The 12,616-nt window shown below is 67.8% G+C and carries 12 protein-coding genes and 2 pseudogenes; 9 read left to right on the top strand and 5 right to left on the bottom strand.

Annotation, left to right across the window (positions count from 1 at the left end; translation table 11 throughout):
* Nucleotides 1–13: 13 nt before the first annotated feature.
* Together ACIBTS_RS14100 and ACIBTS_RS14095 are read right to left on the bottom strand one after the other, a co-directional pair.
* The gene (locus ACIBTS_RS14100) at nt 14–880 is read right to left on the bottom strand and encodes an alpha/beta fold hydrolase (RefSeq protein ID WP_399319249.1); all 867 of its coding nucleotides are present in this window, start codon (nt 878–880) and stop codon (nt 14–16) included.
* Between the two features lie 113 nt (nt 881–993).
* Entirely contained in the window at nt 994–1,989 is a 996-nt protein-coding gene (locus tag ACIBTS_RS14095; RefSeq protein ID WP_399319247.1) for an NADP-dependent oxidoreductase, read from the bottom strand.
* Nucleotides 1,990–2,138: 149 nt separating this feature from the next.
* Here ACIBTS_RS14095 and ACIBTS_RS14090 point away from each other — a divergent pair, with 149 nt between their 5' ends.
* Entirely contained in the window at nt 2,139–2,762 is a 624-nt protein-coding gene (locus ACIBTS_RS14090; protein ID WP_399319245.1) for a TetR/AcrR family transcriptional regulator, read from the top strand.
* A 228-nt stretch (nt 2,763–2,990) separates the two neighbouring features.
* On the opposite strand, the gene ACIBTS_RS14085 is transcribed toward ACIBTS_RS14090, so the two are convergent.
* Complete coding sequence (locus ACIBTS_RS14085) at nt 2,991–3,326, bottom strand: enoyl-CoA hydratase/isomerase family protein (protein ID WP_399319243.1); 336 nt, start codon at nt 3,324–3,326, stop codon at nt 2,991–2,993.
* A gap of 150 nt (nt 3,327–3,476) precedes the next feature.
* Here ACIBTS_RS14085 and ACIBTS_RS14080 point away from each other — a divergent pair, with 150 nt between their 5' ends.
* From ACIBTS_RS14080 to ACIBTS_RS14065, 4 genes and pseudogenes are all read left to right on the top strand, one after another.
* On the top strand, nt 3,477–4,388 hold the full coding sequence (locus ACIBTS_RS14080) for an alpha/beta hydrolase (protein ID WP_399319241.1): 912 nt from the start codon (nt 3,477–3,479) through the stop codon (nt 4,386–4,388).
* 183 nt (nt 4,389–4,571) lie between these two features.
* A complete protein-coding gene (locus ACIBTS_RS14075; protein ID WP_399319239.1) occupies nt 4,572–6,461 on the top strand; it encodes an AMP-binding protein in 1,890 nt (629 codons plus the stop codon).
* Nucleotides 6,462–6,516: 55 nt separating this feature from the next.
* Nucleotides 6,517–6,944 (top strand): annotated as a pseudogene (locus tag ACIBTS_RS14070) (hypothetical protein); the annotation flags it as partial.
* Between the two features lie 176 nt (nt 6,945–7,120).
* The gene (locus ACIBTS_RS14065; protein WP_399319237.1) at nt 7,121–8,188 is read left to right on the top strand and encodes an alkene reductase; all 1,068 of its coding nucleotides are present in this window, start codon (nt 7,121–7,123) and stop codon (nt 8,186–8,188) included.
* Between the two features lie 203 nt (nt 8,189–8,391).
* Here the strand turns inward: ACIBTS_RS14065 and ACIBTS_RS14060 are convergent, their stop codons facing one another.
* Nucleotides 8,392–8,892 carry a PaaI family thioesterase gene (locus tag ACIBTS_RS14060; RefSeq protein WP_399319235.1) on the bottom strand — a complete coding sequence of 167 codons (501 nt, stop codon included), beginning with the start codon at nt 8,890–8,892 and terminating at the stop codon, nt 8,392–8,394.
* 92 nt (nt 8,893–8,984) lie between these two features.
* Here ACIBTS_RS14060 and ACIBTS_RS14055 point away from each other — a divergent pair, with 92 nt between their 5' ends.
* Nucleotides 8,985–9,452, top strand: coding sequence for a winged helix-turn-helix transcriptional regulator (locus ACIBTS_RS14055; protein WP_399319233.1), 468 nt, complete (start codon nt 8,985–8,987; stop codon nt 9,450–9,452).
* A gap of 118 nt (nt 9,453–9,570) precedes the next feature.
* Nucleotides 9,571–10,143, top strand: a complete 573-nt coding sequence (locus tag ACIBTS_RS14050; RefSeq protein ID WP_399319231.1) for a TetR/AcrR family transcriptional regulator — start codon at nt 9,571–9,573, stop codon at nt 10,141–10,143.
* An 89-nt stretch (nt 10,144–10,232) separates the two neighbouring features.
* Here the strand turns inward: ACIBTS_RS14050 and ACIBTS_RS14045 are convergent, their stop codons facing one another.
* On the bottom strand, nt 10,233–10,793 hold the full coding sequence (locus ACIBTS_RS14045; protein WP_399319309.1) for a TetR family transcriptional regulator: 561 nt from the start codon (nt 10,791–10,793) through the stop codon (nt 10,233–10,235).
* A gap of 583 nt (nt 10,794–11,376) precedes the next feature.
* Between ACIBTS_RS14045 and ACIBTS_RS14040 the strand changes: the two are divergent.
* Nucleotides 11,377–11,739: pseudogene (locus ACIBTS_RS14040) on the top strand (alcohol dehydrogenase catalytic domain-containing protein); the annotation flags it as partial.
* Nucleotides 11,740–11,776: 37 nt separating this feature from the next.
* Entirely contained in the window at nt 11,777–12,205 is a 429-nt protein-coding gene (locus tag ACIBTS_RS14035) for a hypothetical protein (RefSeq protein WP_399319229.1), read from the top strand.
* Nucleotides 12,206–12,616: the final 411 nt, after the last annotated feature.

The following is a 12,616-nucleotide window of genomic DNA, read 5'->3' as shown; positions in this document are numbered from 1 at the left end:
GACTGACGCGTTGTCATGGGGCGAGGAAATCGACCGCCACGGGGGCGAACCGGTCGTGGTACTGGAAGATGCCGCCGTGCCCGGAGTCGGGGTAGATGATCAGCTCACTGCCCTTGATGCGCCGGTGCAGGTCCTCCGACAGGACCGACGGCACCATGCGGTCGTTGTCGCCGTTGGCGATCAGGGTGGGCTGCGTGATCGACGACAGGTTGTCGGGGGCGGAGCGCCCCCACTTCTTGATCGCCTTCAGCTGTGTCTGGAACGCCTTGGTCTTGATCTCCGCGTCGCGGTCGACGGTGCGCTCCTTGAGCCGGTTGACGAACGCGCGTGCGGCGGGCTTGCCGGTGGCATTGCGGTTGAAGAACAGGAACTCCTTGGGGTCCGAACGGGTCAACGTGGCACGCAGGATGTCCCAGTAGGTGACTCTGGCGACCTTGTCCATGTCCTTGCCGCCCTTGGGCCCGGTGCCGGTGAGGACGAGCTTGCGGACGAGCTCGGGGTGCTTGACCACCAGGGCCTGGGCGACCATGCCGCCGAGGGAGAAGGAGAAGACGTCGATCTTGTCGTACCCGAGCGCCCTGATGAAGGTGTAGGCGTCGTCGGCCATCGCCTCGACACTGTCCGGCACCTGGCCGCTGGACGCCCCGACGCCGCGGTTGTCGAAGGCGATGACGTGACGGCCCTTCGCGATGGGATCGATGATGCGGGGGTCCCAGTTGTCCAGGGTCGCGGCGAGGTGGACGAAGAAGACGACGGGGATGCCGCCCTTCGGTCCCAGCTCGCGGTAGGCATAGGTGACGCCACCGGCACTGACGGTGCGGGCCGGGGCCTTCGCGTAGGAGGTGATGACGGCTTCGTTCGGGGTGTCGGTGCTGCTCATGGCGGATTCTCCTGGTCTGTTTTGTGTCGCCCGTCGCGGTTGCGGCGGGTCAGCTGTTGCCGACGTCGCGGTTGCGGCGGGTCAGCTGTTGCCGACGTCGCGGTTGCGGCGGGTCAGCTGTTGCCGATGACGGCCTTGCCGCGGATGCCGCCCTGGGACAGGGACTGCAGCGCCTGCGGGGTCTCGTCGAAGCGGACCACCTTTCCCACGACCGGACGCACCACGCCCTCGTCGATGAGGGTGGTCATCTGGCGGAGCTGGTCGCCGCTGGCGCGCATGAGCAGGAACTCGTACGTCACGCCGAGCTTCTTCGCCTGCTTGCGGATCTTGCGGCTCAGGCCTGCGACCGCGAGGCGCAGCAGCGGGTTCAGGCCGGCCTCGCGGGCGAACGCGGGGTCCGGGGGACCGGCGATCCCGATGGCCCTGCCGCCGGGCTTGAGCACCCGCAGGGACTTCTCGAGAGTCTCCCCACCGATGCTGTCCAACACCAGGTCGTAGCCGGTCAGGAGCTGCTCGAAGTCCTGGGTGCGGTAATCGATCACCGTGTCCGCGCCGAGCGCGCGCACGAAGTGCGCGTTGGAGCCGCTGGCGGTCGTGGCGACGCTCGCACCGAGGTGCGCGGCGAGTTGGATCGCGATCGAACCGACCCCGCCGGCGCCGGCGTGGATGAGAACCTTCTGCCCGGGCCGCACCTTCCCGCGCTCCACCAGCGCCTGCCACGCCGTGAGCGCCACCAGCGGCAGCGACCCGGCCTCATCCATGCTGATCGAGGCGGGCTTGAGCGCCACGTCGCCCTCCGCGACGGCGATGCGCTCGGCGAACGTGCCGATGCGGTCCTGGGCGGGCCGGGCGTAGACCTCGTCTCCGAGTTTGAAGCCGCGAACCGCCGTCCCGACACCGATGACGGTGCCCGCGACGTCGTTGCCCAGGATCAGTGGCAGCTTGTAGGGCAGGATCTGCTTGAACTCACCGGCGCGGATCTTCTCGTCCAGCGGGTTCAGCCCGGCGGCCTCCACCCGGACCAGCACGTCGTGCTCTCCCACGGTGGGCTCGGGGACTTCCGCCTCCTGCAGCGGCTCCTTGTACTTCGTGACGACGAACGCTCTCATGGGGCGCCACTCCTAATATTTGTCCTATTTATTCAAGTCTGAGACTGGATCGGCGAACCCGGTGCGACATCCGAGGCCTCGTCTCGCTCAATCAATCCGAGTACACTCAACTATGAGTCCACTCAGAAATATTGTCAAGGGAGGTCCCCATGGGAAGCGGTCACATGCCGATCGGGCGCCGCGAGCTGGCCAAACAGGCCAAGCGCGAGCGCATCATGACCGCAGCCCGCGAGCTGTTCATCGAACACGGCGTCGGCAGAGTCACGACGCAGCAGGTCGCCCGCCGAGCCGATGTCGCGATCGGGACGCTCTACCTGTACGCGTCCACGAAGGCCGAGTTGCTGATCATGGTGCAGAACGAGAAGTTCGCCGCCGCCATCGATTCCGGCTTCGCCGCCGCGAACGCCGCCGTCGGACAGGGCGCGCTGGAGCTGGTCATCGCCCTCATCCGCCCCGTGGTGCAGTGCGTGAGGGAGCACATCGAGAACGGCCGCACATACCTGCACGAACTCGTCTTCGGCGACCCGGCCGAGCCCTACCGGCAAGCGGGTCTGACCCTTGCCGGCCGTCTCGAGGACGGCATCACCGGCCTGCTCGCCCGCAACGAGTACATCGGCGCCGCCGACGCGGCAACGCTGGCGCGGGTGATCACCGCGATCATCCACATCAGCACCACCGCCACCGTGTGCCTGCACCGCAGCGACGAAGCCGTGCTCGCCGACATCCGCGACCAGATCCACGCCACCCTGGCGTCGCACATCCGCGCCGCATGACCGCTCACTCCACGAGCCGACCATCTCCCCGGAACGGAGGCACTTCGTGAGCACGCACTACGGCGTCGTCACCATCGGCGCCGGAACCGCGGGCACGTCACCGCGATCCGCGCCGCGCAACTCGGCAAGAACATCCTGTCCAGCAGACCGGCAGTCCGGCAGTCCGGCAGTCCGGACACCGGACAGCCGCAAACCGTGTCCATAACCCTGCACACCCGGCCAAGTGCGTTACAGCCGATCGAACCACACGCTGATTTCGGCAAGCTCCGCCTCGCCCCGGTCAGCTCTGAGAACCTGCTCACGGCGCAAATGCTCAGGCCAGCAGGGTCTTTCCGCCCTGCGCCTCAGGTTCCCAGTGGGACTGCGGTCCTTGTCGACCAAGGCCGCTCGGACGCCCTCCAGGAAGTCCGGCGTGCGGATGGTCGTGCGCGTGAGAGTGAGTTCGGTGTCAAGGCACTCGCGCAACCTCTGCTGCCTGCCCCGGGCCAGCAGGGCGTGAGTGATCTCCAAGCTCTGCGGCGAGGCGGAGAGCGCGTCGACGCCGGTGCCGGGGGTCGCCCGCACAGCGCCGCCGCGCCCCCGCAACCAGAGGTGATCCCGACCCCCCCCCCTGGGTTTACTTTTCTATACTCAGCCGATAGCGTCAGGACCAGCACATCAACCTGGCTGCACGCGGGACGTGGGCGTGGCAGCAACCTGCGAAGGAGCACCACCATGGGAGCAAGCCCAGAGGCACACGAGTTCGCGGAGTTCCTGGCGGGCGTGAGCGCGAAGTCGTCGACACCCGGCCTCGACCTGGCCGTCATCCGCGACATCGTCGACTCCAACCACAAGGCGTCGACCGAGCCGGAAGGCGTCACGTACGCCGAGGTGGACGCGGGCGGCGTCCCCGCCCTCTGGGCCATCCCCGACGGAGCCGATCCCGACCGGGCTCTGCTCCACTTCCACTTCGGCGGGTCGGTCACCGCCTCGATGCACTCGGACCGCAAGGCTGCGGGCCATATCGCGAAGGCGGCGGGAGCCCGCTCTCTCGTCGTGGACTTCCGCCTGGCGCCCGAACACCCGTACCCGGCGCAGCTCGACGACGCCGAGACGGCGTACCGGTGGCTGCTCTCGCAGGGCTACGAGCCGCGGAACATCGGCAGCACGGGCCACTCGATCGGCGGCACCCTCGCGGTGATGCTCCCGCTGCGCCTGCTCGCGCAGGGGGAGGCGACCCCGGGCGCGATCGTCAGCGTCTCGCCGTGGACCGACCTCACCATCCAGAACGCGTCGGTTGACGAGAACGAAGACAACGACAAGATGCTCAGCAGGAACACTCTTGAGCTCTTCCGTGGAGCCTGGCTCCAGGAGCCCGGAGTGGACTTCGCCGATCCGAAGATCAGCCTCGTGAACGCCGATCTGACCGGCCTGCCGCCCACGACCGTCCACTACGGCGAGTACGAGACCCTCGCCGACGACGGCGCCCAACTGGGCCGTCGCCTCAAGGACTTCAAGGTCACCTCCGAGGTCCACCCGATGCCCGAGGGACAGCACTCGTTCGTCCTGGGCGCGGGGCGCGTACCCGAGGTGGACGAGGCGATCCAGCAGATGGGTCAGTGGCTCCGCAAGCACCTCGGCGCGTGAGCTGAAGCCACACCGGGCGGAGCGGCCTTTCGGCCGGACCGCCGTACCACCGCGATGCCGGTGACCGGTCCGCCGGTCGTCGGCATCCTGCTCGACCATGTAGGCCGGCATGCGGTACTTGTGTCCGACACCGTTCCGCAAGCAGCCCCGCCACCGTCCCTTGATGCCACAAAGGAGTGCGCGATGGGAACGTACGAGGATGTCTTCCGCTCCAGTACCGAGGACCCGGAGAACTTCTGGCTGAAGGCGGCGGAGGGCATCGACTGGGATGTCGCCCCACGACGCGCCCTGGACTCCTCGGGCGCCCCCTTCTACCGCTGGTTTCCCGACGGTCGGCTCAACGTCTGTTTCAACGCGGTCGACCGGCACGTCGAAGCCGGCCGCGGCGAACAGGCTGCACTCATCTACGACTCACCCGTGACCGACACCCGGCGCACCTACACCTACACGCAGTTGAGGGACGAGGTGGCGGCCTTCGCCGGAGCACTCGTGCAACTCGGGGTGGGGCACGGCGATCGCGTGGTCGTCTACATGCCGATGGTCCCCGAGGCCGTTGTCGCGATGCTGGCCTGCGCACGTATCGGCGCGGTCCACTCGGTCGTCTTCGGCGGGTTCGCCCCGCGCGAACTCGCGCTGCGCATCGACGACGCCGCCCCCAAGGTGGTCGTCTCCGCCTCCTGCGGCATCGAAGGCAAGCGTGTCATCGCGTACAAGCCCCTGCTCGACCAGGCGATCGAACTCGCGGCCCACAAGCCGGAGAAGAGCGTGATCCTGCAACGCCCGCAGGAGACAGCAGAATTGGGGCCTCACGATCTCGACTGGGCCAACCTGGTGGCTGCCGCGCCGCCGGCCGACTGTGTTCCCGTCCCCGCAACCGACCCCCTCTACATCCTCTACACCTCCGGAACCACCGGAAAGCCCAAGGGAGTCGTGCGTGACTGCGGCGGCTACGCGGTCGCCCTCCACTGGTCGATGGGGGCCGTCTACGACGTGGGCCCGGGCGAGACGATGTTTACCGGCTCCGATGTCGGCTGGGTCGTCGGCCACTCGTACATCGTCTACGCGCCATTGCTGGTCGGCGCGACGACGGTGCTGTACGAGGGCAAGCCGGTGGGCACCCCGGACGCGGGCCAGTTCTGGCGCGTTGCCGCCGAGTACGGGGTCAGGACCATGTTCACGGCACCCACCGCGTTCCGGGCGATCAGGAAGGAGGACCCGAAGGGAACGCTCACCGCGGGCTACGACCTGACCGGCCTGCGCCACCTCTTCCTCGCCGGCGAGCGCCTCGATCCCGAGACCTACCACTGGGCGAGCGATCTGCTGGGCATCCCGGTGATCGACCACTGGTGGCAGACCGAGACCGGCTGGCCCATCGTCGCCAACCCGGTCGGCATCGAGGCGGCTCCCCTCAAGCCCGGGTCTCCCACCCGCCCGCTGCCGGGATGGGACGTCCGGGTCCTCGACGCTTCGGGCGAGCCGGTGCCCGCAGGCGTCGACGGCGCGATCGTCGTGCGGCTCCCGCTGCCGCCCGGCGCACTGCCCACGCTCTGGCAGGACGACGACCGGTACGTCGCCTCCTACCTCTCCGCCTACGACGGCTACTACCTGACCGGCGACAGCGGTCACATCGACGACGACGGCTACGTCTTCGTCATGGGCCGCACCGATGACGTCATCAACGTGGCCGGACACCGGCTGTCCACCGGCAGCATGGAAGAGGCCCTGGCCGCCCACCCCGACGTCGCCGAATGCGCCGTCATCGGCGTCGCCGACGCACTCAAGGGACAGATCCCGCGCGGCTTCGTCGTCCTCAAAGCCGGCACCGACCGCGAACCGGGCGAGGTCGAGGCCGAACTCGTCCAGCTCGTGCGGACACGCATCGGCGCCGTCGCCTCCCTCAAGGACGTCACGGTAGTAGCCGCCCTGCCCAAGACCCGCTCGGGAAAGATCCTCCGCAAAACCATGCGCGGCATCGCCGACGGGCACGACGAACCCATCCCCTCCACAGTGGACGACCCCGGTGTCATCGAGGCCTTGCGCCCTGTTCTCCGCCGCGCCGGTCACACCCCGTGATCGACTGTCGCCTTCCCTGGCTTACGGTGGGCGGCCGCGCCCGGCGGACTGCCCCACCGGAGCCTTTGACGCCGATCATGTCGCGACCTGGGGTCTCCCCAGCGACCCGGCAGTCGTCTCCACGGCCCGCGTCCAGGCATCCGATCAACTGACCGCCTGAGGGCTGGAAGAACTGACCTGCACCACCGAACTCGTGGTCAGCGAACTGGTGACGACCGCCATCCGCTACGGCAAGAGCCCCGGTCAAACTGCGGATGATCTTTGGGCCGGGGCCTGCTCCTCCTCGCCCAGCCCACCGAACACCGGGGCACGCGGCACAACCGCGAGGGCAAGGTCATCTGGGCGGAGCAGGGCGATCCCAGCTTCGGTTGCAGAACTCCCATCCGCTCTGGCGTGAGGTTCTTGCGCGAGCTGCGCCGCGCGGCTTCGTGCCCCATGCCGGGACCCACTTGCCACTACCCACCCGAACGCATAGTATTATGATCGTACTTTGATAGGCCGATGCCGATGCCGATGCCGACTCCGACTCGGCGGGCGGGCGGGCGGGCGGAGGGCGGGTCCGTCTTCGGACCCGGAAGCAGTAGAGCCGGTATCCACGTCCACGCGGTGTCCGCCCCCGCCCCTTTTGGAACCACCACCCATCACCCGAGGAATCACCCATGCTCAACGCCCTGTGGAACCCGACCGTCGTCGGAGAGATCGCCCTGCCGCACCGGCTGGCCATGGCACCCCTGACCCGCAGCCGGGCCACCCCGGACGGCGTGCCGACCGAGCTGAACGCCGAGTACTACGCCCAGCGCGCCTCGCACGCCCTCATCATCACCGAGGGCACCCAGCCCTCCGCCGACGGCCAGGGCTACCCGGTGACCCCGGGTATCTACACCGAGGATCACATCGCCGGCTGGCGCAAGGTCACCGACGCCGTACACAAGGCCGACGGACGCATCGTCATCCAGCTGATGCACACCGGGCGCATCTCCCACCCGGACAACACCCCCCACCACCGGCAGCCGGTGGCACCCTCCGCGATCAAGCCGGCCGGCCAGACGTTCACCCCGTCCGGGCTCCAGGAGATGCCGGAGCCGCGCGAGCTGTCCACCGAGGAGGTCGCCGCGACGGTCGACGACTTCCGGCGCGCCGCCGCGGCCGCCATCGCGGCCGGCGCCGACGGCGTCGAGATCCACGGGGCCAACGGCTACCTGGTCAACCAGTTCCTCTTCCCCAGCGCCAACCAGCGCACCGACCAGTACGGGGGCTCCCTCGACAACCGCATCCGCTTCGCGGTGGAGGTCGCCACGGCCGTGGCCGACGAGATCGGCGCCGGCCGCACCGGCATCCGGATCTCTCCCGGCAACCCCTTCAAGCTCAACGACCTGGCGGAGAGCGACCCGCACGAGCTCTACCCGCACCTCCTGCGCGCCCTCGCCCCCCTCAACCTCGCCTACCTGCACATCGGCCACGGCGGCGACGAGGAACTCCTTTTCACCCTCCGCAAGTTGTGGCCGACCACGCTGATCCTCAACCGGGCCGGTGCCGACATCGCCACCCGCGCCAAGGACGTCGAGGATGGTCTGGCCGACGTCGTCACCGTCGGCACCATGGCCCTCGCCAATCCCGACCTCGTCGAGCGCGTACGCTCCGGTGCCCCCCTGAACACCCCCGACCCCGCCACCTTCTACGGCGGCGGCGCGGCCGGCTACACCGACTACCCCACCCACGCAGCCTGACGAAGAGCAGCCCGGTGCCCGAAGGAATCATCCCCTTCGGGCACCTGGGCACGACTGCGGCGCACGGCGGCCGGCGACCCGAGGAGTCATCGGGCTGCCACCGACGTGCGCCGCAGTCGTTTCACCTCGCACTCCGGCGTTCTGCGCCGAGATCGAGGGAGTCCGGCATCACGGCCCAGACCGATACCGGTCGCCGCCGAGGCTCACCTCTGCGAGGGAGGCACCGGGAAGAGCATGCAGCTACTGGTGGCATGGGCGAGCAGACGATCCGTGCCGTCGACCAACTGCGCCTGAGCCAGGGCGGTTTGACGGCCCTTGCTGACCACCGTGCCGATGGCGCGTACCGTACCCGTGTCCACGGTGATCCGTCGCAGGAACTTCACCGTGAGGTCGAGCGAGGTGTACGCAACGCCCTGGGGAAGGGTCGACTGGACTGCGCAACCAGCCGCCGAATCGAGCAGGGTGGCGAAGATGCCGCCGTGCACGCTGCCGATCGGGTTGTAGTGTTCCTCACCCGGTGTCAGGGAGAAGACCGCCCTGCCGGGCTCCACCTCGCTCAGAGTGAAGTCGATGGAGTAATTGATGGGCGGCCCCGGCAGTCGCCCCGCCTGCAACTCACGCAGGAAGTCGATGCCGGCCATGCGCCCGGCGGCTTCCGCCAGGATCGCGGGATCTTCCCATTGATACGTACGCGTTCGTCCCACGACCGGGCACCTTCCATCTGACTTTTGAAAATGAAGCTAGTTTCCCGCTCACCTGACTGTCAATGACGAAGCCAGACTCTTAGGATGGCGGGATGGAGTGGCTTGAGGCGAGCACGGAGAACTGCCCCGTCCAGCGCACGCTCGACGTGGTCGGAGAGAAATGGACGTTGCTGATCCTGCGTGACGCCGTCAACGGAGTCCGCCGCTTCGACGACTTCCACCGCCACATCGGCCTGTCGGAAGCCGTCCTCAGCGACCGCCTCCGGAAGCTGATCGCAGCCGGCGTCCTGAAGACCGTCCCCTACCGGGAGCCGGGCAGCCGCTCCCGCAACGAGTACCGCCTGACCCGCAAGGGCTGGGATCTGTGGCCTGTCCTGATGGCGCTGAGCCAGTGGGGCGAGGCGTACGCCCTCGGCCCCGAGGGGCCCGTACTGGACATCCGTCACACTGACTGCGACGCCCCGGTCCGCGTCGTCGTCGAGTGTTCCGCGGAGCACTCCACCCTTACCGCCGCGGAAGTCACCGCCCGACTCGGACCCGGTGCCCGCATCCGGTCGTGAGTACGCCGGTCATGCGGACGCCGGACATGGGCACGCCGGTCATGATATTACGCGCGTCAGGCCATGGATTACCCTTGAGTGCGAAGCATGGGCCTTACGGAGCGAACGGAGGAAGCTCGTGGTGCGCTACGCCAAGGAGCACAAGCAGGTGACGCGGCGACGCATCATCGAGAAGGCCGGCCACCGGTTCAAGCAGGACGGCATCGACGGCTCGGGCATCTCCACGCTGATGGCGGACGCGGGGCTCACCAACGGAGCCTTCTACGCCCACTTCGCGTCCAAGGACGACCTCGTCGCCCATGTCGTGGCCGAGGAACTGCACACGCAGATCGCGAGGTACGGCACCCTGCGACCCGGCCGCCCGGGACTCGAGGACCTCATTCGCGAGTACCTGTCCCCCGAGCACCGGGACCACCCCGGCCTCGGATGCCCCTCCGCCGCCCTTCTCGACGAGATCGGCCGCTGCGAGGACGGGACCAGGCAGGCCTACAGCGACGGCGCGCGGGCCATCCTGGAGGAGATCTCCGCCCGCCTGACACCCGAGGACCCGCGGTCCGCTCAGGCCAAGGCCATCGGGCTGTTCACCATGCTGGTGGGGACGATGCAGCTGTCCCGCGCCCTGTCCGACCAGAAGCGCGCCGATGAGGTCCTTGAGCTGGGGATCGAGAACGCTCTCGCGTTCATGGGGTGAGGCAGAAGGCGAGGTCGCGTCAGTGAACGGGTGCCTCGAGCCGCTCACCCAAAGGGCGCCACGGCCCTGAGGCACCACCCACGGGTGTGTCACATCGCGGGGCTGGAGTGCCCATGCTCCACGCCCAGCAGGGCGAAGGCGTTGTGGATGCCCTGTTCGAGCAGTTCGTCGGCAAGCTGCCGGTCGGTGAGGGCTCGGGAGAGCTGGAGTGTCCCGGCCATCATGGCGTAGGCGCCGAGCGCCTTGGTGCGGACCGAGAGGGGATCGTCGGGTGCCAGGCGGGCGGCGATGCCGTCGATGACCATCAGTACGCCGTCGGTGTAAGCCTGCTTGGTCGGGTCTGTGCAGCGCCGGATTTCGTCGAGCAGGGCGGCGGAGGGGCAGCCGTCGTCGGAGCTGTCGCGATGCTGGGCGGACAGGTACCAGCGCACGATCTGCTCAAGTCCTGCGCGACCGGGTGCCGCCTGCGCGACGATGCTCGCGTTCTGCGCCTGCAATTGGTCGGCGACCGCGGTGGCCACAAGGTCGTCTTTCGACGTGAAATGGGTGTAGAAGGCGCCGTTGGTCAGCCCCGCTTCCGTCATGAGGGTTGAGATGCCCGAGCCGTCGATGCCGTCCCGTTTGAACCGGCGTCCGGCCGCCTCGATGATCCGCTGCCGGGTCGCCTGCTTGTGCTCGTCCCGTAGCGCACCGCGCGCTCCTTTGCTCGCCGGAGGGGCTGCTTGCTCTTGGCGGGCGCCCTCGCCATATTGTATTTCGATCGCACTTCAATAGATTCGAGGCTCCAGTGGCTGCCCGTTCGGCGGCGAGGTGCCGTGCTGGGTGGCGCGGCGCCCCCTCACTCGGGGGTGTTCATTGCGCGTCGTGGAGTGCGGTCGACTGCGAGGGCTCGCTTGCGATCCATCGTCTCCATGCACAGTATTATGAGTGTAATTTAATTATCCTCGGTCAGCGCCGCCCCGGTGCTCGGCGAGGCGGATGCCGGGGTGATCTGAACGAGCCGGCCTACATGGGTCGACACCCGCCACTGTGTGACCTGGTCGACAGTGCCGATGCAGTGCATAGGGCGCCGACGAAGAGAACTCCGTCCCTTGCGGTCCATCGGCCCGCCATTTAGCATTACGATCATAATTTCAAGGGCTACGGCGTCCGTCCCCCAGAGAAACCTGGGATGCCCAGGAATCCCGCGATGCACATCCCCCCTCCACGTGCGGATGAGATGCGGAGACGACGATGAGGGCCTTCACGGTAGAGCGCTACGGCGACAAGGCCGGCGTGCGGGCTGGTGAGGTGCCGGAGGTGGGCCCGGACGACGTGCTGGTCCGGATCCATTCCGCGAGCGTCAACCCGCTCGACCGCATGATCCGGGACGGGGAGCTGAAGGCGATCCTGCCGTACCGGCTCCCGGTCGTCCTGGGCAACGACCTCGCCGGAATCGTGGTCGAAGTAGGGGCGGCCGTCACGCGCTTCGCGGTGGGCGACGAGGTCTTCGCACGGCCCGGCAAGGACCGGATCGGCACGTTCGCCGAACTCATCGCGGTGCACCAGGACGACGTGGCGATCAAGCCGGCCACGCTGACCATGGAGGAGGCGGCACGTCCACGAATTCCTCATCCCCGCCACTCAAGTCGGCGTGAAGATCCCCGTCTCCCCAGACGGTGACGTCGGGCAGATTCACACCGCCACACACTTGATCTCCCCGGGCATCGGCTGCATGTGGTGCAACGGCCTCATCGACCCGACCGAACTCGCCATCGAGATGCACCCCGAGACCGAGCGCGAGCAAGCCCGGTACATCCCCGGTGTGCCCGCGCCCAGCGTGATCCCCTTGAACACACTCGCCGCCGGCGAAGCCGTGACCCAATTCCTGCTCGCATCCGCCGGCCTGCACGAGAACGACAACGATCTGGGATCAGTCATCCACCGCCCTCGAGTCCGCGAACGGCATCTCCAAGATCCCCGCCAGAACGGCGGCTGCCGATGGTGTACGCCCACGGGCAACCTCGGACGCGGCGCCAGCGGAGAACTCTCAACCTGGCAGGCGGTAAGTTCTCGATCTTGAGTTGGAGTCGCCATCGCCGCGAAGTCGCAGTCGACGGCGTTTCCAGTGCTCGCGGCGAAGTGCCAACTGCCGCAGCACGGCTCGGCCGTCATCCTGATCCCACAGAATCACGGTGCCAACTATCCTCGGTATGTGACAACTAACGTCTGTGGTCACACGAGTGTGACCGAGCTCGCTAGTTGGCACCAGGCCACGTTCACGACCTGCACTGATGCCAAGTAGCTTCAGCAGCCGGAGCCGCAGAATCAGCGAAATGGTTGGCACTCTGGTACAGCGCAGGTCATGAGGCGTGTGTCGCCATAGCGGGGCCAGAAATCTTCGGCGGAGGCAGTCTCGATATGAACGCGGCAGCCACATCGCCGTGTTCCTGCGAGGCGAGCAGCTGTGCTGGACGGCAAGCCGTACCGCTCG

Source organism: Streptomyces sp. NPDC050121, assembly GCF_044460385.1.
GTDB lineage: Bacteria > Actinomycetota > Actinomycetes > Streptomycetales > Streptomycetaceae > Streptomyces > Streptomyces soliscabiei.
The sequence above is the reverse complement of the archived record's forward strand: the minus strand, read 5'-3'. Positions and strand labels throughout refer to the sequence as shown.